The organism is [Leptolyngbya] sp. PCC 7376 (genome assembly GCF_000316605.1).
Lineage (GTDB): Bacteria > Cyanobacteriota > Cyanobacteriia > Cyanobacteriales > MRBY01 > MRBY01.
Genome location: NC_019683.1, coordinates 1,306,116 through 1,328,730 on the forward strand (window position 1 = coordinate 1,306,116; position 22,615 = coordinate 1,328,730).

The window sequence follows — 22,615 nt, forward strand, 5'->3', positions numbered from 1 at the left end:
TTGGTGTGGTTCTTCGTGGTTGTCAGATTTTTATTTCTTCTCTTATGGCGATCGCCCTTCCAGTTTTAGCGTCTTGCCAACCACAACAAAACATCGATACTGAGATTCCAACTTCATCATCTGTCTCTGAAAATCCATCAGAAACACCATCACCAACAGAATCCGTCGCCATCAAATTTGGTGTTTTGTCTATCGATAGTGCAGTTTCAGTAAATGAACGCTATGCGCCTCTGATGCAATATCTAGAAGAAACACTAGAACAGGATTTTGAATTGGTATCTCTCACTCAAGCGACACAATTTACAAAAGTTGCTGAAAAAGAACTGGATTTCACCACCACGAATCCTCTGTCTGCGGTACAAGTGCGACGCCTCTACGACACTGAATTTCTGGTGACCCATTCCCGTCCAGCCACCGGAACGCAATTTAGTGGGTTGATTATCACAGGGGCAGATAGTGACATTGAAACTCTCGAAGATTTACGCGATAAAAAAGGCGCTTGTGTCAACTTCCAAACAGCGGCAGCGGGCTGTGCATTTCAGGTGTTTCATTTGATAGAGCGAGGCATTGATCCCTATAAAGATTTTGCTTCATTTATCGAAAACCCATCCCAAGACAATATTGTGCTTGGTGTGCTGAATGGCAGCCTTGATTTTGGTTTTATTCGGACAGGGCAGCTCGAAAAAATGGTGCGGAAGGAATTAATTACCAGCAAGGATGAGGTGAAGATTTTAGAGCCAATGGCTGATGATTTTTTCTACGAGCATACGACAGCTCTCTATCCAGAATGGCCGATTGCTGCGCTATCCCATGTTGATCCTGAGCTAAAGAATTCGGTGCAACAGGCCTTACTCGCAGTACCATCAGATCATCCTGCCTTGAGTGCAATTGGCCTGACTGCTTTTGTCCCAGAAGTAGATTATTCGGCTTTAGATCGACTGATTGAAACGTTACAGCTCAAAACGTGGGATGCATCGCTAAATCCAGAAGAATCTTAGATGTTTACTAAATTTCGTGAAAATTTAACGCTTAAATATCTTGCCTTAACGAGTGGCTTTGTACTTGTTGTACAGCTCCTCTTTGGGTTGGGAGCTCTCTACTTATCCGGGCGATCGCAATATAAATCCCTTGAGCAAAAAATTTCAGATGAAGCCGCATTTATTGCTGGAGTTAGTTCTGAGGCGATTTTCGGGTCAGATTTTTTAACCCTTGAGCGGCTAATGCGGCAAGCAAGTGTGGATGAAGAAATTGTATATAGCATCATTCTTAATCCGGATGAAAAACCCTTAACTCGTTACCTGAATCAAGAAGAACCCATCATTGCGCAGCTTACTGAAGGTGAAACGATTAATCATCAAAATGTTTTGTCGTGGGTGGAGCGTTTAGAGACGCAACCAAAGATCAAGGAAATTGCTCAGCCTATTGTCTATGCAGATCAAACTTTAGGGACGATACATATTGGCTATAGCACAGCAGTGATTGATGCAGAAATCCGACAAGCATTGATTGCGACGATCTTAATCTCTGTCAGTGTTAGTGCTCTGTTGGCATTTTTGACTTATCTTCTGTTTAGTCGTTTCGTGCGATCGCCAATTAAATCCCTCAATCGATTTGCCGTTGAGCTGAGTGAAGGCAACCTTGACCAGAGAATTCCAGAATTACATGTCGATGAATTTGGAAAAATGGTTAATGCTTTTAACCGAATGGCGGATCAGCTCCAAGAAACGTTGGCTGGTTTAACCGATGCTCGAGACGAAGCTGTCGCCGGAACAAGGGCAAAAAGTGAATTTCTCGCTGCGATGAGCCATGAGATCCGGACACCGATGAATGCGATCATCGGTATGAGCAGTTTGCTGATGGATACCAAGCTGACCGAAGACCAATATCAATTTGCAGATACTATCCGCCATAGCGGTGAAAATCTCCTCACCATCATTAACGAGATTCTCGACTTCTCTAAAATCGAAGCCAATCGCTTGGAGCTTGAGATTCAAACTTTCGATTTGCGCCGTTGTATCCATGAAACCATGAGTATTGTGGGAGTACAGGCCAGTCGGAAACATTTGCAGCTCGATTACTCTATCGACCAAAGCTTGCCGAAATATATCAAAGGCGATATCACCAGAATTCGGCAAATCCTACTGAATCTTCTCAGTAATGCGATTAAATTTACCAACCTGGGTAGTGTCACCCTCAAATGTGACTTTATCGAGGTTGAAGACGAACCATTCTTCCAAATTTCCGTAAAAGATACAGGTATCGGTATTCCCCACGACAAACAAGATCAAATTTTTGAGGCATTTACCCAAGCCGATAATTCTGTGACTCGTCGGTATGGGGGCACAGGCCTCGGCTTAGTGATCTGTAAGCGTATCTGCGAAATTATGGGAGGTGAAATTTCCCTTGTCAGTGAGGAAAGTCTGGGCAGTAAGTTTACGGTGCTGTTGCCTCTCCTAGAACCCACTCCTGAGGAAGTCCCTACAGCAGAAGCAGAAGCGACTTCCTCAACGAGCTTGCGAGATGCAGAGGAAGTGATCAAAGAACTCGAAGTACCACTAAAGATTCTGTTAGCCGAAGATATTCAGGTGAATTGCCAGGTTGCAGCTTTGATGTTGGCGCGTTTGGGTTACCGCATTGATACGGTGGGTAATGGTCAGGAAGCGCTCGATGCTCTAGAAAGACAGAGCTACGATGTGGTTTTTATGGATTGGCATATGCCTGAGATGGATGGCATCACTGCGACAAAACTGATCCGCGAACGGTGGCAGACGCCGAAGAAACCTTGGATTATTGCCATGACGGCTAATGCGATGCCAGAACAGCGTAAAACTTGTCTGATGGCTGGGATGAATAGCTTTATTGCTAAGCCTGTACAGAGTGCTGATCTTGCTAAGGTTCTACTTGAATGTCCTTTGGTTTCTAAGATGGCGATCGCCGCAAATCCAGACCTTACAGCAGAATATCTGCAAGATCCTCAATCTGCTTCCACAGACTCAACACAAGAGTTTCATCAAGGAGAGCCAGAAGTCGCAACTCCCACAAGTGCATCTGATAAAGGTGTATTAGACGAACAAGTCTGGCAAAATTTATTGGAGATGGCTGGCATCGAAAAATACAGCCTTATCGATGATATGGTTGCGACCTATCTTGAAGATAGCCAGCAAAATATTCAGAAGATTAGCGAGACAATTGCATCTAAGTCTGCAGAAGGATTATATTTCGCTGCCCATGCCCTCAAAGGATCTAGTCGGTATCTTGGAGCCCAAGCGCTGAGTGATCAATGCTTTACTTTAGAAAAATGTGCCAAGGCAGAGGATTTTGCGCAAGCGGAAATATTAGGGCCGAATATCCTGAAAGAATACGAAACCGTCATTGCAGAACTCAAGCAGAGACGCGAAAATCTCGTGCCAAAATCATAAGTCTATAGGTGGTTTAACCTAGCCGATAAAGATTTAGATGGTAATGAAGTTGGGAGCGGCGCAGATTGGTTGCTTACAGATTAGTTGACGAGGGTATCCTTTGACCGAGCGTTAGGGTTCATCGTAGAAGAGCGCTTCGATTTTGAGCTTTTTGCGCTATCGTCGACGCTAGTATTGCTTTTGAGACGAATTTGAATCTTTGGGCCAGAGCTCGCTAAACGAATCACTAAACCGTCTTGGGCTTCGCACTCATCGACGCGTTTACCATCGATATATGTGCCATTTGTACCTAGATTGACGACTTTCCACTGCTGACCATCTTGTCTCAGTTCTACGTGGTGACGAGAGACTACAGCACTATACAAAACCACATCATTATCTGTAGAGCGACCCACCCGTACGACAGACTCGGTTCCAAATGTCCAATTTTGTACAGGCACGGATTGTAGGGGATGTAATAATGTCAGGGTAATCACAAATGACCTTGGCTCTACATACTTGGCTTTTTAAGTACTAATCAGATTTTACTGATGATCGCGAAAATTACTCTTCATAATCAAGCTGATTTTAACATTTAACAATCTATTAAACTTTTTGCTTGCCATAAAAATGCGATTTTTGGCTGAAAACTAAAATTGTCTTTTTAGGGAATATTCGAGGGGATTACCAAGGGTTGCCGACGATGGTGAAGCCACTCCAGAAATAGGGGTGGGACAGGTTTAAGTCTTGGCTCTGTTGGAGTTCTGGCGGTAGGGTGATCTCTCCGTCTGGTGTAATTAAAGTGTTATTTTCGGTACGTACTTCCTGTCTGAGTAAGGATAATTGAGCTTGGCGAAGGGCTTCGGCTTTGATGGAGGATTTTTGTAATTCTTCGTATAAACGGGCCATAAGGGCAAGGGTTCCTTCATCGCTGACATACCAAATGCTACCGATAGCGGATTTTGCACCGGAAGTGAGGGCGAGTCCTGCAAAGCCTAATTCTGCTTGGCGATCGCCGAGGGCTGTGCGGCAGGCAGATAAGACTAATAATTCGATGGGGGGTTCATTGAGTCTAAGGCTAGACAGCCTGTCAATTGTGACCCGTTGGTCTTTGAATTGAATAAACGAATTGTTATTGTCCCCTGCACGAAATTCGCCGTGAGTAGCTAAATGTACGATGCCATAGGGATTTTGTTCGCGGGCACTGAGTAAATTCTCAACTGTAAATTGTTGATCGACGAAGACATCTCCTTGCCAAATCTGGTCTGCAATAATTTGAGCTTCAACAGGAGCGGCGGGTAGATCATCGAGACCATCACCAAACTCAGCTGCACCCATAGCTAAAAGCTGATTTTGGCGAGGTGGAATGTAGCCTGAAGTGTTCGTCAGGGAAAAGCTTGGCATCAGGCCGATGCTGTATTTCTCGATCAAGAATTTATCGCCGTCATGGAGTGCTGCTACGGGAAGTGCTCGAAAGCCTTCGTCCATGATGAAGGTCAGGTTATTAATCTGTTCTTTGGCAATGTCTGCTTCCAATGGATCGAGAAAAATACTATGCAAGTATTGGGCAGGCTTTAGGTAGCGATTACCAAATCGAGGATTTGTGACCCCACGGATAAAATCTCTCACCTCAGGCATGACATTCCTGCGAGTGACACCAGGAACTTTTTTACGAATGATTTTGCCAGAATAGGTCACCATCACCAATTCCAACTCTTCATCGTTATCTAGTTTTTCGGGAGGATTGAGGAATTTTTCCTCCGCATTTAGAAAATCACTCAGGCGATCGCCCCGATACGACCATTGCGTCAAATCTTTTTCTGAGCCATCCTTCGAGTCTTCAACCTTTGTTGCGACTCGATTATCCTTGGTTGCAACTAGATCATCCTGCTCTGGCGGTGAAAAGAATGCGTAGATTAGCGCTGGATTAACCCCTGTTTGTTCTTGTACCTTTTCAAGCTTGCTCGTAATCTGAGCAATATTACTGCCACGTTCATCTGCTAATCCATCTTCTGGCTCTGGATCAGAGACCGGATCCTCACAGTTTGTGACCCCTGTACAACTATCATCAAAATCGCCGTCATCGGGGTCATCCGGATCGTCTGGGTCATCTGGATCTGTATTTTCTAAATCTGCTAAAACCGTATTACTAACAGAAAATGTTGGAGTTGTTGCCTGAATTTCAAAAGAACCAACCGTATCATTTGCGGTTGGCGTGACACTCACTACACCAGAAGCATTGGTTGTGCCAGAGAGATTTGTTGGATCGCTACTCGCACCACTACCAGGAGCATCAAACTCTACCTCTAAATTTTCTAGGATGTTACCGAATGTCACCTCTGTTGCGGACACTGTTACAGGATCAAAATCAGTATTGATATCTGTACTCTGGCCATCACCACTAACAAGAGCTAAACTAACCCCCTGGAACTCAACTGCCCCTAGATCAACTGCCGTATCAATAATGCGCGTTCCACCCCTTTGGTCTGTGGTGCTGCTGACAAAACTATCGTCACCTCTATTAAGCGCAGGACTATCAAAAAAGAAAAAGTGTGTTTCGAGATTACTTGTGCCTGTATTTGGATCTCCGACATCGATACCACCATAATCTCCTAAAGGTGTTAAAGACGGATCTAGGGTAATGATGCTAGCACCTGTAATACTGCCATCTTCAACTAAGTTGACGCCCGATGTGCTGATCGTACTATTTGCGCCTTCTCGGATATCGCCGCTGGTGCTGTTCGCAATAATGCTATTGGTTAAAGCTAAATCGTAGTCGTTGTAGATACCGCCACCAAGGGTAGCAGTATTGCCAGAAACAGTGGTATTGATTAAGGCTAAGTCACCACCCAGATCTTCATTATATAATCCTCCTCCTCGGCCACCAGTGGAGGTATTATCTGCGACAGTGCTATCAGTCAAGGTCAAGGTGGTGCTATTAAAAATACCACCACCATCATCTACAGCAGTATTTCCAGAAATAGTTGTTCTTGTTAAGTCTGCTGTTGCACTAAAGTTGGCAATGCCACCACCATAACCCGCATTGGTATTACTAGTAATGAGGCTATCTGTGATAGTTGCAGTGCCACCAAGACTAAGCTTTAAGCCACCACCATAACCTGTGATATCAGTAACTGTATTGCCTGTGATTACGCTATTGGCAAGAATGAAAGTGCCCAAATTATCGATGCCACCACCACCGTAAGTGGCCGTATTGCTGGACAGAGTACTGTTTCGAATTTCTAGGGTGTCACCATCGTTAAGTATGCCTCCTCCGACGCCACCAAGTATACCCGTGCTTGTGGCTGAGTTGCCTGTAATGGTACTGCGCAGGATGGTGACATTACCCGTGCCATCATTGGCGATCGCCCCGCCCCCGTCTCCAGCGAATATGCCAGTGGCACTATTCCCAGAAAATAGGCTATCGGTAATAGTGACGTCACCATCGTCATTGTAGATCCCTCCCCCAGCGCCAGGGGAGAAGTTATCCGAAATGGTAACGTTGTTGAGATTTAGGGTGTCAGCGGTATTGTAAATACCACCACCATTGGCTGTTGCAAAGGTGCCACCATATCGAATAGTGAGATTTTGAATGGTGATATCGCCAGTACCACCGCTTACGATGATGTGATTGGAACCAGTTGCAAGAGTTGGATCACCATCATCAAGGAAGGTAAAACTTTCGCCTGCACCATTAATCGTTACTTCCCGATTTATTCCAAATCCAGCAGCAGTGGTAAATGTTCCAGCGGCAAGATTAATGGTGCGAGTACCGGTGACTGCACCAATAGAATCATGGGCATCTTGGAGGGCAGTACCAAGCTCTGTTGCCGTTGCGGTGCCTGAGCCGATGCTGTTGATATTGAAGGTTAGCCCGCCAGAGCTGTTCATATCGATAATGGCAGCACCTGGAAGAATAAATCGACGACCAATAAAGGTTAGTGATGCTGTTCCACCACCACCCTGAATGATTGATTCTGAGAGAGTAATGTCACCACTGCCGCCAGTACCTGCACTTGTTGTAATGATGACGTCTGTACCACCATCAAGTGCAGTTACGATTGTCGCTGGATCAATATCTGATGCTGGAGGTGCTGTGGTGGGTGGGTTGAAAACGCCACCTGACAGTACTCCGGTACCAGTGCTCACGATATTGATATCAGTGGGGTCAAGAAGCCATTGTCCGGCTAAACCATTTATGGCACTAGCGTCAACACTTGAGCCAAAAACATCAAGATAGTTTTTACCAGAAGTTTCAATTAATCCGCCATCGCCGCTTAATAGACCACCCGTGGCGATCGCCTCTCCATAAAATCCTGTGGCATTATCCGCCCAGACAATAATTTGACCAGCATCTCCTGCGGTGATCGCCCTGGAATCTAAAGTAGAGTTGGCATCGACAAAAGTATTGAGAGCTGTTGGTAGTGTGCCTAAACCTTGGTAATCACCACCCACAAACATCTCACCACCGCCATTGGTGCCAGAGGTGTTGAGATTGGCTGATTCAAGGAAAATATTTTCACCGAAGACACCGATATTGCCGCCCACTGCGCCAGAGGTATCCAGATTCCCCGTTATGAATGTGCGACCAGATTCGGCAGAAATATTCACTGAAGTGACACTACTATCTAAGCCGCTACCTGTGAGAAGTTCCGGTAAATTGGTGGTCGTGAGATTGCCGGAGGTTGGGATGATTTCGAGGTTGAGAATTTGACCAGCTTGGCTCAGGCGTAAAGTGTTGCTCCCTGGTACGGCGATCGCCTGAATTGTGCCTTCCTCAGCAGTGAGATTTCCGGTATTAACGACATTAGAGGCAAAGAGATTGATCGCTTGACCTGGTACGACATTCAGATCACCAGCATTGATAATCGCGCCAGTACCATCAAAGAAAAATTGTGTGGGTGCACCCGTGAGTTGAGCATAATCCGCGCCATCAACCCAAATTTCATCATCGAAACCCAGACCCCACGCTGTACTTGCTGTAAAATCTCCTGCCACATTGAGTTGTGCATTACTGCCAAACACCAAACCCGAAGGATTTAGCAAAAATAAATTGGCATTACTATTTGTGACTGAGATGAGACCATCAATAAACGAGGGATTGCCACCACTCACACGGGACAAAATATTTTGAATGTCAGGGTTCGCGAAAAAGTTGGCGCTTTGGCCTGTTGCAAGATTGAAGTCGCTAAAGTTGTGAAATAAATTGCTGTTATTGCCCGCAGTGCTACCTCCAGTAATTGCAAAGGCATCACCTGTCTGATCAATGAGGGTGCCTGTACCATCCCCTGCTGGTGTGATCTGGGCGATCGCTGGCAGAGTATGCAGGGTAGCAACGGGAAATAAAACTAAAAGAGCCGACAGACGCAGACGAAACACGGAAATACCTCTCGTCACAAAACCTAGAAAAGAAGAATCGAATGGCAGGCATTCTCGCATTCTTCTACACCAGCAAAATTACCGAATCCGCACTTTCTGTAAAGTTTATTACGGTAGGTATTTTAGCGATACCCTTGCTCGTTAAACCTTGAAATGCGGTTAACAACTCTATTTTTAAAGTAACTGACTCCAATTATCTCAAGGTTTAGCGTTACAAAAATCATTACGATAAAAACATATTTTCAGCTGTTTTTAATCCGGTTGTGATGGGCTGTTGATGAAAATGACCTGAATAAGCACCTAATGTGTGAACTTGGCTGAAAAATTCATCTGTTTGGGTTGTATGCCTTTCGGTAGAATTAAGTGCACCCCTTTGATGTGATGGAGTAGATGGCGAATGTCTCTGCGCGATAAGCCTCTAGACTGGCAAATTAATGTCCATGATTTCTATGTGCCTTTGATTTATAAAGGTAAAAATGTCGGTCTGATCGATCCCCAATACGCGAAGGGCATTACCAATATCCTGAATGGCGAAGAGAGTATCAAAAAAGCGTTAAGACTCGCCTGTGAAGACCTATTGACAGAATATGAGGGTGATCCAAAGGATATAAATCAGCTCAAATCTTTGATGCGAGAGTATATTACCCGCACTCGTAAGCCTAAAGCTGGAACCCCGGCGATCGCCGCATTACTGAAAGAAAGACAAAAAGAACTTGATATTTCCCAGCTAGAATTTGTGCGGTTTTGCGACTCCTATAAACTTTCCCCAGACGATCTCAAAAGTATTTATAACGGAGAGAACATCGAAAGCAGACTGTTTCCACCCCTATGCCGTATCCTCGGAAAAGAAACAGAGGATCTGATCGCAATTATTGAAGGTCAGGAACTCGACGATGATGATAACGACTTGCTATAGCAGTTTGTATGGGTTCTATTGTTGCATTCGTAAATATGAAAGGGGGGGTTGGTAAAACCACCACCACCATTAATTTGGCGGCTTGTTTGGCGAAAGATTACAACAAACGAGTGCTAATCGTCGATCTTGATAGTCAGATTAATGCGACCTTGAGTCTGATGTCACCAGTACAGTTCGCGAAGCTGAAAAAAGATCACAAAACCCTCCGTAACCTTGTTAAACAATCCGTCTCTAAACAGACAAAACCCCGTTGGGCTCCCACTGAAATTATCCAAACCAATCTCTGTGGCATTAATGGCCTCGATATTTTGCCAGGGGATATCGAGCTATACGAAGACTTTGTTTTAGCGGATATTATCTACGAGCGATCGCAGGGAAAACGCGATAACTTTTTAGAGTGCTGGCAAGAGATGGAGGACAATCTCCTCAAACAAATCCTCCGTCCCCTCGCGCCAATGTATGATTTTGTACTGCTGGATTTTTCGCCGGGCGACCATCTTATGACCCGCAGCGGCATTTTGGCTAGTGATTATTATGTGATTCCCGCAAAGCCTGAACCGCTTTCTGTGGTGGGCATTGGCATTCTTCAAGGACGCATTAAACAATTTAAAGACAATCAACGCAGCACAATTGAATTGTTGGGCATTACCTTTACTTCCCTCGGTCGCACCACAAAAATGGCAGGGCAAGTGCAAGAGCGTCTCGAACGAGATTTTGGCAAAACATCTCTGTTTAGAACAGCAATTCCGATTAATGTGGCGATCGCCCGCGCTGTGGATTTTTATAAGCCTGTGGTGCTGACAGAGCCGAAATCGACAGGAGCAAAAGCCTATAAACGCCTTGCCAATGAATTCTTATATCGCTGGCAACAACACATAAAAGTTCCTGATTCTCCTAAGCCCGAAGCGGAAAGTTAGATATCGACATTCTCGCCATCTACTATGCGTTCTCCGTTCTTAACTCTATTGTTGTGTGCCACGGCTCTCGCCTCTTCCGGTTGTGGACTGCTCATTGCTGAAACCTCAACTCAAGTAGTGGCTCGTATCGATGAAGCGACTGCGAGTCAACCCATTGAACCGCAAGTAACACCTGAGCCTCAGGCGATCGCCCCTGTGGAGAGTGAGCCAGATGTTCCCACTGTGACTGTCACCCGCTACAAAATTGATAGTCAGTGTAATGCTCTCGTCCCCGAGGATGTAGATGTGCCAGCCGTCGCTCCCCTCGACGAAACGATTAGTAAAATTGTGGGTGATCGCAGTAATGGCGACTTCCGTATTGCGGGCTATCGGATCAATATTGAAGAATCTACTAAAGCTGCAACCTTGGATTTCCGGCTACCTGTGGATACTGCCCGCTCAATTTATTCTTTATCTAATTGCGAACAATTTGCCCTACTCGGTGAACTCCGCGAAACCCTCATCGCCAATGCTGAATGGGATATTGATAGCGTAAATTTCCAAGTACAAGGACAAGATTTACAGTATTGATATTAAGAGTAATAGGGAGGAGATCTCCCTTCGACTTAAAATAAAACCAAGCCTTAACGAACTTCTTATTTATTCTGCATGCAAGCTACTTCTATGCTGTGCTAATGCAACATTACAAAAGATCCTCAAAACCTGGAAAGAAAGGTTTTTGTTTTAGATCCAGCTCATCATTCGTATAAGATGCTTGTTCGAGAATTTTTTGACCTTCTCTACTCTGAATATCACGAAACCCTAGCTTTCTGATTTCTGGATAGCCCATTTTTCCTGACTTATTACTCCAGTTGGTACCAAATAAAAAACACCATTGATGTCGGTCTTCCAATTGCCTTACCTGCCAATGTGTTTTTGGCAAGTCACAAATATATTCAGCTAAACGCTTACAATTTTCTTGTTCTGCTGATTTTAAGACCCGCTTTATATTGGTAGCGGAAAAATAAATGAGAACATCGATTTTGGATAAGTGCTGTTGACTAAAGAATTTACTTAATTCTTCAAAAGGTGGTATGTTTCCATTTTCATCCGAATACACTAAACCGTATACAGCCTTGTTCGATGTATTAGATTGAATTATTGAAGATATTTGTTCTAGAGCTTTTTTATTACCTATTGAGAAATATGAATGAGATGTTTTTGCAGATATCTTCGCAACATTATCTTTAAGCTCATCAATAATATTTTGTTCTATATCGACAAAGAAGCAGCTTGTATCGACATTAAGCTCCTGTGATTTTTCAAGAAAAATTATTGGACTTCCCTTCCCATATTCTTCATTGATTCCCGTCCCCGCATTCAAATCTATGAAGTGATATTTTGCCGATAACCAGCTTTTTCCTTGATGTCTCTTAAATATTCCATTTTGACAAATATTCAAATGAACTGTCGCGAAGTACTTAAATTGTTCTTGTTTGGTGGCTGTATTGTCGCTGAATCCTTGACCTGAAGAAGAAATAGGCATGCTTTATGGGCAACTTGTAAATTACATATTCCCTAGTATAATTAGAACATACATATTAATCTAAATAGATATTAATCTAAAATAAATAACTTAAATTTCAGGGAGTTCAAACCATGCCCACTGTGAGAGGTACTGAGAGTGTAGTGAGTCCTCTACAGAAGAGTGGCTTGAATAAGAAAGGATTGTGTGACTATGTAATAAATGTCGCTTCTGGTTGTTTACATGGTTGTACTTTTTGCTACGTACCATCGACTCCCGTAATTCGTACACGACAAAAGTATTTTGAAACCCGGGGTGTAGCTAATCCTCAGATGGACTGGGGAAAATATCTATTTGTTCGAGAAAATATTGCAGAGCAACTAAATCTCACCTTAAGTCGTAAAAAAACATGGAGCATGACTGAATCAGGACAAGGAGTTGTAATGCTTTGTTCTGGTACTGATCCTTACCAAAACCAACAAACGGCAAAAGTCACAAGAGAAGTGGTGAAAGTTTTAGTCAAATATCAAAGGAATGTTCGTATTTTGACTCGAAGTCCTTTGTGGCTACAGGATCTCGATATTCTTGATTCTCCGTATGTGACTGTTGGCATGAGTCTGCCGATGCTTGATGATGAATTGAGTAGAAAAATCGAGCCATTCGCACCACCTCCATCTGAACGTTACAAGGCAATGCTTAAAGGTTACGAAAAAGGAATCAGGCAATATGTGGCGATCGCTCCAACACCTCCGCAGACACAACTTACTAATTTTCAAGATCTGTTATCCAAATTACTAGTGGTCAACCCAGAAGTTATTTTTTGGGAACCAATTAATGCTCGCGGAACTAATGGTAAGCGAATGCTCGCAGCAGGTCTAGATTTTGTGAGTTCAGTCATGCACCGAGACTCTTGGGCAAGCAACTTCATTCGTCAGTGGAGAGATATTGAGCAAGCGGCAGATTCATTGGACTGCAAACAGCTTTTACACATATGGGCGGATCCCGATTTGAGAGGCTTTATTTCAGACCAAACCTTGGACTATTGGCTTTTCAGAAGAACTGTGGAGAAGTGGCGACAAAATTCTATTTTTTCGACTAAGAAGGGTAAGCAACAGACAAAAAACAAGCTCAACGATAAAAATAACAGGCAAAAACCTTCCACAGCTTTAAGTCGCTAGAGCGCTGATTTTTTAACTTATGGTGAATGCCAAAATTATGGAGGCGATCGCCTCCCGATCATACGTTAAACACTAAGATTCCAAAGCCCCGACTTCTCTATAGCTTGTAATGAGGTATGGCGATCACATCCATGCAGACTGATTAATTAGTAAATCAATCGTTTATCCATAGACCCTATAAATGTTCGAAAAACTACCGAATCACACAACTTGATATTATAAAGGTAGCAATATGAATAAATATTACGGATAAGCCTTAATGTTCTGGATTTACGCCATTGGATTTCTCGTTCTGCTACTCGTTGTCGGGATAGTCCTTTATCTATTGACCCCCCGTAGCTACGACTCCTCTAATACCGTCGCCACTTCCTATGATGAGTGGACAGAAGACGGCATCCTCGAATTTTACTGGGGTGAGCACATTCACCTCGGTCACTACGGCTCTCCCCCACGCCGCAAAGATTTCTTAAAAGCAAAAGCAGACTTTGTTCATGAGATGGTTCGTTGGGGTGGTCTTGATCAGCTTCCCGCTGGCACGACTGTCCTTGATGTTGGTTGTGGTTTTGGTGGCAGTAGTCGCATCCTTGCACAAAATTATGGCTTCGATGCAACAGGCATTACCCTCAGTCCCAAGCAAGCCCAACGTGCAAATGACCTCACTCCCGAAGGCGTTAGTGCAAAGTTCATGGTGAATGATGCCCTTGATATGTCCTTCCCTGACAATAGCTTTGATGTTGTCTGGTCAATTGAGGCAGGGCCCCACATGCCCGACAAAATGAAGTATGCAGAAGAAATGATGCGTGTACTCAAGCCCGGTGGCATCCTTGTGGTGGCTGACTGGAACCAACGCGATGATCGCCAAATTCCTCTCAATTGGTGGGAAAAGCCCGTTATGCGTCAACTCCTTGACCAATGGTCTCACCCTTCTTTCTCCAGTATCGAGCGTTTCTCTGAGCAGATTGCTGAAACTGGTTTAGTTGATGGTGAAGTAACAACTGCTGACTGGACGAAGGAAACATTACCTTCTTGGTTAGAATCTATCTGGCAAGGTATTGTCCGTCCTAAAGGTCTTATCAAATTTGGTGTTTCTGGCTTCTTTAAGTCTCTCCGTGAAGTGCCTACAATGCTCCTAATGCGTGTAGCTTTCGGTGCAGGTCTCTGCCGTTTTGGCATGTTCCAAGCTGTTAAGACAAATAATCTTAATTCCGTTGGCTCTGCCCAAACTGGTGAAGCGATTAACGCTTAAGCTCTTCGGATTTAGTTTTTATATTTATCTGAACAATCTAATTTGAAACTACAGTTTCTTGAGCAATCATTAATCTGTAGTTTTTTTTGTTATCCCCGTATTCTTATTACTGATTTTTTGATTCAGAACATTTATGGCTTCTCCCATTGGTATTGTCGGTGCAGGTATTGGCGGTTTAACTTTGGCCTGTACCCTTGAGCAAAGCAATATTCCATTTCAGCTTTATGAACAGTCAGAAAGCTTTGAAGCGTTGGGTTATGGCATTCAAGTCAGTCCGAATGTGGTGCGGATTTTGTCAGCTTTGGGATTGGCAGAAGAGCTAGAAAAAATGGCTCACCGTTGTCATGGTTTTGAGTTGCGATCTTTTTATTCGGATCAAACTTTAATTCAATGGCAGCTACCAAAAAATCAGCTTTATTATCAATGTCGTCGAGCAGATTTACACCAGCTTTTATTTGATGGTTTGCAGGATAAAAGTAAACTCAATTTCTCAACACACTTGTCTAGCTATGCGCGTGCCTCTGATTCAATTTCTTTGCAGTTTGATTGTGCAACTGATGCAAATGTCTCGGCTTTGGTTGGGGCTGATGGTGTTGGTTCCCAAACTCGTAAGCAGTTAATGCTGGATAGTCAAAATACGAAACCAAGCTACGCGGGCTATGCAGCATTTCGGGCCATCTTACCTTGGCGATCGCCCTACGCAGAGTTAGCGGGTAAAGCAACGGTGTGGCTTGGCAAAAATCATCATGTGGTTGCCTATCCCAACGGCAATCTTACAAGTGAACATGGACAACAATGGCTCAATTTGGTTTTGGTGGTGAAAGAAAAGCAATGGCAAGAAGAAGGCTGGGCGATCGCCGCGAATAAACAAGAGGTTGCCGCTGAATTTAGTAACCAATCCAAACTACTTAATCAAATTTTGGTGGATATGATCGATAGCCCAGAACCCTGTTACAAGTGGGGCTTATTTGAGCGATCGCCGCTTCCTTTTTGGTCGCAAGGTCGAGTGACATTATTGGGAGATGCGGCTCATCCGATGTTGCCATTTCAGGCTCAAGGTGCAGCGATGTCCATTGAAGATGCTTATATTTTGGCACAATGTTTACAGCGTCATAGCGAGATCGAGACAGCGTTTAGACAATACGAAAAAATGCGTTATCACCGGGCAACCCAAATGCAAAAAACATCTCGCAAAAATGCCGATATTTTCCATGCATCCGGTTTGAAGGCGATCGCCCGTGATTTTGTTTTTCGAGTGGCTGATTTAGTTGCCCCGGATTTAATGAATCTCAAATCTGCTTGGATTTATGATTACGACGCGACAAGGCTATGATGCTTCACCCACATGCGTTTCTTGTCGGAGATAAGCCTCAATAAAACTATCTAAATCACCATCCATCACACCACTGACATCGGTGGTTTCTTTGTTTGTTCGTAAATCTTTCACCATTTGATAGGGATGAAAAACATAATTGCGGATTTGATTGCCCCACGCCGCCTCGACCATATCACCACGAATTTCAGCAATTTCTTGAGTCCGTTGCTCCTGCGCAATCACCAGTAATTTTGCTTTTAAGAGTGCCATCGCTTTTTCTTTATTCTGCAACTGCGATCGCTCCTGGGTACAGCGCACAGCTATGCCCGTTGGAAGATGAACAATCCGTACTGCTGTTTCCACTTTGTTGACGTTTTGCCCACCCTTACCGCCAGCTCGCGATGTTGTAATTTCTAAATCCTTATCGGGAATCTCAACTTTGACAGCATCATCCCCAAGCACAGGCATGATCTCAATCCCGGCAAAACTGGTTTGACGTTTACCGTTGGCATTAAAAGGCGAGATTCTCACTAAACGGTGAGTACCTTTTTCACTTTTTAGATAACCAAAAGCGTATCGTCCCTCAATTTCGAGAGTTGCTGATTTTAAACCAGCCTCATCCCCCTCAGAAATTTCCGCCAATTTAACCTTGTATCCTTGCTTCTCGCTCCAACGGGTATACATCCGCAGTAACATTTCTGCCCAATCTTGAGCATCGGTGCCACCAGCGCCTGCATTGATTGTGAGCACTGCACCGTTATTGTCGTACTCACCGGAAAGCATCTGTTGCAATTCCCAGCGATCTAATTCTTTTTGGAGCGTCTCTAAATTCTGGATCGCTTCGTCGAGTAATGCGGGATCGTCCTCTAGTTCTAAAAGTTCGGCGATCGCCTCAGCATCTTCAAACTGAGAATGCCACTGTTCATATTGGTCGAGATTAGCCTTGAGATCATTCAGCTCCTGCATCGTTGTTTGGGCTGTATCTTGATTCTCCCAAAATTCTGGTTGGGCGGCTACTTGCTCTAGATCGAAAATTTTGGCATTTAAAGTCTTCGGGTCAAAGATATTCCTGAGTTTTACCCAGGCGCTCACTGACCATGACAAGCGATCGCTTTAAATCCGCTAACTCAATCATCAAAATTCCTCATCAAAACCGGAAAAATCATTCACCCAAATGATTATAGTAGAAAGCTTCAATTCCTCCACTGATAGGCATTTGCGATGATTGCAGAAGAACCCAAAATCGATCCGTTAGAATAGGGACATTCATGCAAATGAAAAGTTGTCAAGGCGACCCTGAAATGATAGAGTCTGCTGGATAACTGCTCTTATCGCTGTCTGATAAAAAAGTAGGTCAATGGCTTTCTAATTTAAATTCTGTTTTTCACAGACATTTTTTGCGTCGTTTTTCCTCATAAATAAACGTGAGGCGATCGCCAAAAAATTTTTACCTATCCATTAACCCACTCGCGCATCGACAAAACACTAAAACAATATGACCATTGATTCCATCCGTTTACGTAACGAATTCATCAACACCCAAGTCATTACCCGTAACAACGGCACACGCTTAGGGGTCGTTAAAGATGTATTAGTGGACATTGACCGTCGCGAAGTTGTAGCTCTCGGACTGCGGGATAGCATGTTTTCCGTATCAGGTATGCCGAAGTATATGTACCTCGATACGATCATCCGTACAGGTGATGTGGTCTTAGTCGAAGATGAAGACGTTTTGGCCGATGTAGATGTCGAAGCCTACAGCCCTCTCATTAACAGTGAAGTGATTACTGAGGCTGGTGAACCCCTTGGAAGAGTTAGAGATTTTCAGTTTGACCTTGAGAGTGGCACCGTTTCTTCCCTGATTATTGCGTCTCTTGGTTTGCCACAGATTCCCGAGCAAGTAATTAGTACCTATGAGCTTCCGATTGAGGAAGTCATTAGTAGTGGCCCTAATCGTTTAATTGTCTTTGAAGGTGCAGAAGAACGTCTCAGTCAGATTACCGTTGGTTTCCTCGAAAGATTAGGTGTTGGTCGTCCTCCTTGGGAACGGGAAGAAGAGGACATGTATTATGCACCGACTGCTCGCCCTGAAAATCAGTTAGGCACAGGCGTTCCTCTCCAGCAACCTGTTGCACGCCCTCCTGTTCAAGCGCGTCAGCCTATTAACAATTGGGATGAAGACGAATGGCAAGAAGAAGCTATTGCTCCTCCCCCACCACGTCGCCAGAAGGCTCAAGCTATGAGCTATGACGATGATTATGAGGGGGATAACTGGGGTGGCGATAACGATAGTTATGATGACTATGAGCAGCCCGCTAATAATTACAACGATCAAGATGTCGATAGTGACGTCTGGGATGATGATGTCAAAGAAGAGCCTTATTCTCCTCCCGTCGTAAATATTCCTGAGCAAACTAAGGAATATGAATATGAAGAAGAAACAAATTACTAAAGCTTCTTTTTCACGGGCGATCACCCCCACATAAATTCAAGAAACTGTCTGCGAGGTCAAACCTTTCCGGCAGTTTTTATTTTTAATGTATGTAAAAAAAATTCCCCAAGGAATCAATCAAAGGGAATTCAACATATATCTGTAATTTTTATCTGAATAAATTTTTTGTTCGGGTGAGTTGATTAAATTAAACCAAGCCAACTAACAACGCCTTGGTGAGTGATCAATTCAATAATGATCGCCAAAATAATGCCGATCATTGCGGCACGACCGTTGAGCTTCTCGGAATAGAAGTTAAAACCAAACTTAGGATCTTGAATGTTTGGTTTTACGGTGGGTTCGGGGGCTGCCATGACAAACTCCTGTTCTATATATGGGTCTTTGAAAACAAACTTGTAATAAATCTTAATTTCAGTTTAGCGTACTGCGACAGGAGTCGTGCTGAATGCCAGAATTTTTTCAAGGACAAGGTCAGTTTGCTCAACGTGAGGTAAATGTCCAGCATCGGGAATCCATTCTAAGATGCTATTAGCAATGCCCTGTTTGAATTTGAGGGGATCTTTCGTACCGAGAATGGCATCTTGTTTGCCCCAGAGAATCAATGTTGGTTGAGTAATACCTTGCAGTCTCGGATAAAACGAACCATAACCACCGCCTTTCGTAAATGCGATTAACGTCTCTTGCCAGCGATCGCACCCCAAATGCATGGCACCACAGAGAACAGCATCCTCATTGACACGAGACTTGTCGTAATAGGCACTTAGGCAGATTTTGCGACGGACATTCATGCTGCCGAGAAATTGGGTTGCCCAGCGATCAATCGGCGGCACCATCAGAAAGCGACTAAATGGCTTTGGCGCTAGACCCGCACTATCCAGTAAGGCAATTTGAGCAACCGCATCAGGATATTCGAGAGCAAAATCAAGAGCGACAGCTCCTCCCATCGATGCACCAATAATCAACACTGGGCGATTAATTTTTTGCTGCCAAAAACTGTAGAGATGGGTACGAATAGTTTCAGGGTTAAAGGCGAGTTCCGCGGGACGCTCTGTAAACCCAAAGCTCAAAAGATCTACTGCCCAAACTTCGTGGTGTTCAGCCAACTTCGGCATCAGGTAACGGTATTCTAGTACCGAGCTATCAAAGCCATGAACCAACAAGATTGGGAGAGCACCTGAGCCAGCCTGAGTGAAACTAGTCAAAATCGGTTCCGAGCGTAATGGGGTGGCGATCGCCTCTTGCTGAAGACTTTTCGCGAAATCAATGGCAGCGTGTTCAGTTAATTGATTAACAAGGGGCGGCAAAAAACTCGGATACATAGAACCTTGGGAAAATGCAGGATGACAATGGTTTCTATTGTCTCTGGTTTGTGAGGAGACAACAACGTTAAAGGCAAAAAAAGGTTGCTAGAAAAGGCTTAAAAAAGAGGCTACAAACGCCAATCTTCATCAGAACAATATTTTGTTGCGTCGAGCACATAGAGTATATTCGATCTTAACTCTTTCTAAGTCTTTTGTTCTATCGCACTTTACAGCGCAGTGTTGTCATTGCCTTGGGGAATATCCTCATGGTGTTGTCGAATCTCGATATTGAAATAGTGAGTTGCTTACCGATGGTGAGCTATCAAAACGAAAATTCGCTGCTCGTAGGGTGCCTTCTTCAATATGCCTAGTAAAAAATGAAAACAACTGTTCGTCAGCCCTATACAGAATTGCAAAGCCTCCTGCGGAAAGGTGGCTATTTTGAATCTCGAAATAGTTTTTATGTGGCACGATTTTTATTTCTGATTACATTACTCGTTGCACATATTGCTTGTTTGGTTTTTGTTGATAACTTCCCCCTACAAATCTGTAATGCGATCGCCCTAGCATTTACCTCGACGCAAGTAGGATTATTTGCCCATGACATTGTGCATCGTCAGGCTTGGAGAAATGAAATTTTTGACGTAATTGTTGGAGATTTGTTAGTCGGAATTAGCTGTAGCTGGTGGCATAACAAACATAATCAAAAACACCATGCTCACACTAATCGCTTGGGCTTAGATACAGATATTGAAGCGCCATTTCTTGCCCTCGCTGCTGAGCAATTAGAAGACAAGAAAGGCTTTGAAAAATTCTTGATTCGCTTCCAAGCCTATTATTTCTTGGTAGTGCTGTTCTTTATTCCAGTGGCAATGCACATCGAAAGCGCTTTGTTTCTACTGAAGAACAAAGTGAAAAATCGTGGTTTAGAGGCGATCGCCTTTAGCTTGCATTTTGGGATTTACTTAACCTGTCTAGTCTTGTCACCTTTGAATCTTTGGCAAGCTGTTATCTTTACGCTGATCTTTAAGAGCTTATTTGGAGTGTATTTGGGTCTGATTTTTATTGTTAATCATGCTGGGATGCCAATCTTTAGTGCTGATGAAAAAATTGATCCATTTTCTTTGCAAGTGCTGACTTCTCGTAATATTTCTGCACATCCTATTACAGACTTTCTGATGGGTGGTTTAAATGCTCAAATCGAACATCACCTCTTTCCTCAGATGTGTCGCATTAAACTCAATGCATCTCGTAGATTAGTTCGTAAATTTTGTCTAGAAAAAAATATTCCCTATCATGAAACAGGGTTTATTCGGGCTTGTGTTGAAACTTTCTCCAGCCTCAATAATATCGGGAAATTATCTGCTTCTCAATAGATGATTTTTCGAAAAAGTAAGTAGGGTGGGGAACTTTATTCTCATCCTACTTTTTTAATGGCTATTTTTGAATAAGGTTCAATATTTAACGGCAGAGAACCGCATGATAATGAATATCTCCCGCCTTTAGTTTGGCGATCGCCCAGCCATTACTCACATCATTTTTTATTGAGATGAGCCGACCAACACTGTTTATTTTTTCGGGATTACCTGCGACAGGTAAAACAACTCTCTCCAGAGCATTAGCAAAATATCTTGGGGCAACTCATTTACGGATTGATACCATCGAACAAGCTTTGCGGGATCTCTGTCAGATTCAGGTTGAGGGCGAAGGCTATCGTTTGGCTTATCGTGTTGCGGCAGATAATTTACAACTTGGGCTTTCTGTTGTCTCTGATTCCTGCAATCCGATCGAACTCACTCGGCGAGAATGGGAACAGGTTGCCATTGACAATGACGCAGATGTTCTCAATATTGAAGTGATTTGCTCTGACAAAGCCGAACATCGTCGTCGGATTGAAACGCGCCAAACGGATATTCAAACGCTTAAACTTCCCACTTGGCAGGATGTTCTTGCACGAGAATATGATCTTTGGTCTGGCGATCGCCTTGTCATTGATACTGCTGGACAAACGATTACAGAATCAATTGCAACCTTAGTGCGGCAGTTATAAATCGAAAAGATTGCGATTTACCACAACCCATCGACGCTAGACTCGACATTCCTCTAAACTAGCCAATGGATTGGCAATAGGCATATCTGCTTGTTTTGTCGGTCTCTTTTAAAACTTTTTTTATAACGAATCTCTAACCATGTCACAGGACACTCTATTTGAGCAGCTAAAAAACCCGAATCCCCATTTACGCGATCGCGCAATGTGGGAAATTGTGGAATCTAAGGATGACAATACGATTCCTCGTTTGATGTCTGTCCTCGACGAAACGGATACAACTTATCGTCGTGCTGCGGTGAAAACCATTGGTGCAGTGGGCGTTGAGACCGTTCCATTTCTTGTTGAAACGTTGAGAAAAAGTGACAATGGAACAGTCCGCAGTAGTTGCGCAAAAGCCCTTGCTCAAGTTGCTCTAAACTACCCCGAAGAGACATTCCCCGAAATTGGAATTGAAGGGTTAAAGGAATCTCTCCAAGATGAAAATCCTGTGGTGAATATCGCGTCAGCAATGGCAATGGGTGTGGTTGGCGTACCTGCTCTAGATAGTTTATTGGATGTGCTCAACTCTACTGATAATGTCGCTCTCGGCGTAGCCATTATTAATGCCCTGAGTGCGATTAAAGATGATCGAGCAATAGAAACGCTCAAACGAATCGCCGAAGATGAGAATTCTGATATGTATATGAAGCAAATGGCGGAGAGTGCTTTCTCTCGGATGGATATGCTCAAAGGGATGGAGCCTAAGTAAATCTCTTTGATGAATTGAATAGCTTGTGGGCGATCGCCATATTCTCTAGTTCTCTAATTCTGGGGTGGCGATCGTCGCTTTTTTGCTTTCATTTTCAAGAGGGTTAAGAGAAATAGTGTTTAGATGTCGTTTATGAAAAACTTAGAAAGCCTGTTTTTTACAGTGCTCGATACTAATTAATCTTCGGTTCTTAACAAAATGCGATGAAATT

18 protein-coding genes are annotated in these 22,615 nt (G+C 43.6%); 12 read left to right on the forward strand and 6 right to left on the reverse strand.

Annotation, left to right across the window (positions count from 1 at the left end; genetic code table 11):
* Window positions 1-5: 5 nt before the first annotated feature.
* Both LEPTO7376_RS05960 and LEPTO7376_RS05965 read left to right on the forward strand, forming a co-directional pair.
* The gene (locus tag LEPTO7376_RS05960; protein ID WP_015133311.1) at window positions 6-998 is read left to right on the forward strand and encodes a phosphate/phosphite/phosphonate ABC transporter substrate-binding protein; all 993 of its coding nucleotides are present in this window, start codon (window positions 6-8) and stop codon (window positions 996-998) included.
* Window positions 999-3,419, forward strand: a complete 2,421-nt coding sequence (locus LEPTO7376_RS05965; RefSeq protein WP_015133312.1) for an ATP-binding protein — start codon at window positions 999-1,001, stop codon at window positions 3,417-3,419. It begins immediately after the preceding gene.
* Between the two features lie 80 nt (window positions 3,420-3,499).
* Here the strand turns inward: LEPTO7376_RS05965 and LEPTO7376_RS05970 are convergent, their stop codons facing one another.
* Both LEPTO7376_RS05970 and LEPTO7376_RS05975 read right to left on the reverse strand, forming a co-directional pair.
* Window positions 3,500-3,895 carry an FHA domain-containing protein gene (locus LEPTO7376_RS05970; protein ID WP_015133313.1) on the reverse strand — a complete coding sequence of 132 codons (396 nt, stop codon included), beginning with the start codon at window positions 3,893-3,895 and terminating at the stop codon, window positions 3,500-3,502.
* Window positions 3,896-4,082: 187 nt separating this feature from the next.
* Window positions 4,083-8,777 carry a CHAT domain-containing protein gene (locus tag LEPTO7376_RS05975; protein WP_015133314.1) on the reverse strand — a complete coding sequence of 1,565 codons (4,695 nt, stop codon included), beginning with the start codon at window positions 8,775-8,777 and terminating at the stop codon, window positions 4,083-4,085.
* 397 nt (window positions 8,778-9,174) lie between these two features.
* Between LEPTO7376_RS05975 and LEPTO7376_RS05980 the strand changes: the two genes are divergently transcribed.
* The 3 genes from LEPTO7376_RS05980 to LEPTO7376_RS23260 are packed head-to-tail and all read left to right on the forward strand — an operon-like array spanning window position 9,175 to window position 11,180.
* The gene (locus tag LEPTO7376_RS05980) at window positions 9,175-9,693 is read left to right on the forward strand and encodes a hypothetical protein (RefSeq protein WP_015133315.1); all 519 of its coding nucleotides are present in this window, start codon (window positions 9,175-9,177) and stop codon (window positions 9,691-9,693) included.
* An 8-nt stretch (window positions 9,694-9,701) separates the two neighbouring features.
* Window positions 9,702-10,610 carry a ParA family protein gene (locus LEPTO7376_RS05985; protein WP_015133316.1) on the forward strand — a complete coding sequence of 303 codons (909 nt, stop codon included), beginning with the start codon at window positions 9,702-9,704 and terminating at the stop codon, window positions 10,608-10,610.
* A 24-nt stretch (window positions 10,611-10,634) separates the two neighbouring features.
* A complete protein-coding gene (locus tag LEPTO7376_RS23260; RefSeq protein ID WP_015133317.1) occupies window positions 10,635-11,180 on the forward strand; it encodes a hypothetical protein in 546 nt (181 codons plus the stop codon).
* A 112-nt stretch (window positions 11,181-11,292) separates the two neighbouring features.
* Here the strand turns inward: LEPTO7376_RS23260 and tcmP are convergent, their stop codons facing one another.
* On the reverse strand, window positions 11,293-12,135 hold the full coding sequence (gene tcmP / locus LEPTO7376_RS05995; RefSeq protein ID WP_015133318.1) for a three-Cys-motif partner protein TcmP: 843 nt from the start codon (window positions 12,133-12,135) through the stop codon (window positions 11,293-11,295).
* A 113-nt stretch (window positions 12,136-12,248) separates the two neighbouring features.
* Here tcmP and LEPTO7376_RS06000 point away from each other — a divergent pair, with 113 nt between their 5' ends.
* The 3 genes from LEPTO7376_RS06000 (at window position 12,249) to LEPTO7376_RS06010 (ending at window position 15,871) form a co-directional block, all read left to right on the forward strand.
* A complete protein-coding gene (locus tag LEPTO7376_RS06000; protein WP_015133319.1) occupies window positions 12,249-13,292 on the forward strand; it encodes a radical SAM protein in 1,044 nt (347 codons plus the stop codon).
* A 259-nt stretch (window positions 13,293-13,551) separates the two neighbouring features.
* Window positions 13,552-14,538 carry a methyltransferase domain-containing protein gene (locus tag LEPTO7376_RS06005; RefSeq protein ID WP_015133320.1) on the forward strand — a complete coding sequence of 329 codons (987 nt, stop codon included), beginning with the start codon at window positions 13,552-13,554 and terminating at the stop codon, window positions 14,536-14,538.
* 133 nt (window positions 14,539-14,671) lie between these two features.
* On the forward strand, window positions 14,672-15,871 hold the full coding sequence (locus tag LEPTO7376_RS06010) for an FAD-dependent monooxygenase (protein WP_015133321.1): 1,200 nt from the start codon (window positions 14,672-14,674) through the stop codon (window positions 15,869-15,871).
* Here the strand turns inward: LEPTO7376_RS06010 and prfB are convergent.
* A protein-coding gene (prfB, locus tag LEPTO7376_RS06015; RefSeq protein ID WP_160148588.1) for a peptide chain release factor 2 occupies window positions 15,866-16,985 on the reverse strand; the annotation gives its coding sequence in 2 pieces (ribosomal slippage) (window positions 15,866-16,912 and window positions 16,914-16,985; 1,119 coding nt in all). The genes LEPTO7376_RS06010 and prfB overlap by 6 nt on opposite strands.
* A 363-nt stretch (window positions 16,986-17,348) precedes the next feature.
* Here prfB and LEPTO7376_RS06020 point away from each other — a divergent pair.
* On the forward strand, window positions 17,349-18,305 hold the full coding sequence (locus LEPTO7376_RS06020) for a PRC-barrel domain-containing protein (protein ID WP_015133323.1): 957 nt from the start codon (window positions 17,349-17,351) through the stop codon (window positions 18,303-18,305).
* A 182-nt stretch (window positions 18,306-18,487) separates the two neighbouring features.
* Here LEPTO7376_RS06020 and LEPTO7376_RS26780 read toward each other — a convergent pair whose 3' ends face one another.
* Entirely contained in the window at window positions 18,488-18,658 is a 171-nt protein-coding gene (locus LEPTO7376_RS26780) for a hypothetical protein (protein ID WP_015133324.1), read from the reverse strand.
* A 63-nt stretch (window positions 18,659-18,721) separates the two neighbouring features.
* Window positions 18,722-19,624: an alpha/beta fold hydrolase gene (locus LEPTO7376_RS06030; protein ID WP_015133325.1), complete on the reverse strand. Its 903-nt coding sequence runs from the start codon at window positions 19,622-19,624 to the stop codon at window positions 18,722-18,724.
* Window positions 19,625-19,983: 359 nt separating this feature from the next.
* Between LEPTO7376_RS06030 and LEPTO7376_RS06035 the strand changes: the two genes are divergently transcribed.
* From LEPTO7376_RS06035 to LEPTO7376_RS06045, 3 genes are all read left to right on the forward strand, one after another.
* Window positions 19,984-20,982 (forward strand): fatty acid desaturase, encoded by a 999-nt coding sequence (locus LEPTO7376_RS06035; protein WP_015133326.1) that lies wholly within the window; start codon window positions 19,984-19,986, stop codon window positions 20,980-20,982.
* A 173-nt stretch (window positions 20,983-21,155) separates the two neighbouring features.
* On the forward strand, window positions 21,156-21,656 hold the full coding sequence (locus LEPTO7376_RS06040) for an AAA family ATPase (RefSeq protein ID WP_015133327.1): 501 nt from the start codon (window positions 21,156-21,158) through the stop codon (window positions 21,654-21,656).
* Window positions 21,657-21,795: 139 nt separating this feature from the next.
* Window positions 21,796-22,404, forward strand: coding sequence for a HEAT repeat domain-containing protein (locus LEPTO7376_RS06045; protein WP_015133328.1), 609 nt, complete (start codon window positions 21,796-21,798; stop codon window positions 22,402-22,404).
* Window positions 22,405-22,615: the final 211 nt, after the last annotated feature.

Bases quoted from the DNA above. Each gene is read 5' to 3' on its own strand.
- LEPTO7376_RS05965 (WP_015133312.1), top strand. From the start codon at position 999: ATGTTTACTAAATTTCGTGAAAATTTAACGCTTAAATATCTTGCCTTA.
- LEPTO7376_RS05980 (WP_015133315.1), top strand. From the start codon at position 9,175: ATGTCTCTGCGCGATAAGCCTCTAGACTGGCAAATTAATGTCCATGAT.
- LEPTO7376_RS05985 (WP_015133316.1), top strand. From the start codon at position 9,702: ATGGGTTCTATTGTTGCATTCGTAAATATGAAAGGGGGGGTTGGTAAA.
- LEPTO7376_RS23260 (WP_015133317.1), top strand. From the start codon at position 10,635: ATGCGTTCTCCGTTCTTAACTCTATTGTTGTGTGCCACGGCTCTCGCC.
- tcmP (WP_015133318.1), bottom strand. From the start codon at position 12,135: ATGCCTATTTCTTCTTCAGGTCAAGGATTCAGCGACAATACAGCCACC.
- LEPTO7376_RS06000 (WP_015133319.1), top strand. From the start codon at position 12,249: ATGCCCACTGTGAGAGGTACTGAGAGTGTAGTGAGTCCTCTACAGAAG.
- LEPTO7376_RS06005 (WP_015133320.1), top strand. From the start codon at position 13,552: ATGTTCTGGATTTACGCCATTGGATTTCTCGTTCTGCTACTCGTTGTC.
- LEPTO7376_RS06010 (WP_015133321.1), top strand. From the start codon at position 14,672: ATGGCTTCTCCCATTGGTATTGTCGGTGCAGGTATTGGCGGTTTAACT.
- LEPTO7376_RS06020 (WP_015133323.1), top strand. From the start codon at position 17,349: ATGACCATTGATTCCATCCGTTTACGTAACGAATTCATCAACACCCAA.
- LEPTO7376_RS26780 (WP_015133324.1), bottom strand. From the start codon at position 18,658: ATGGCAGCCCCCGAACCCACCGTAAAACCAAACATTCAAGATCCTAAG.
- LEPTO7376_RS06030 (WP_015133325.1), bottom strand. From the start codon at position 19,624: ATGTATCCGAGTTTTTTGCCGCCCCTTGTTAATCAATTAACTGAACAC.
- LEPTO7376_RS06035 (WP_015133326.1), top strand. From the start codon at position 19,984: ATGAAAACAACTGTTCGTCAGCCCTATACAGAATTGCAAAGCCTCCTG.
- LEPTO7376_RS06040 (WP_015133327.1), top strand. From the start codon at position 21,156: ATGAGCCGACCAACACTGTTTATTTTTTCGGGATTACCTGCGACAGGT.
- LEPTO7376_RS06045 (WP_015133328.1), top strand. From the start codon at position 21,796: ATGTCACAGGACACTCTATTTGAGCAGCTAAAAAACCCGAATCCCCAT.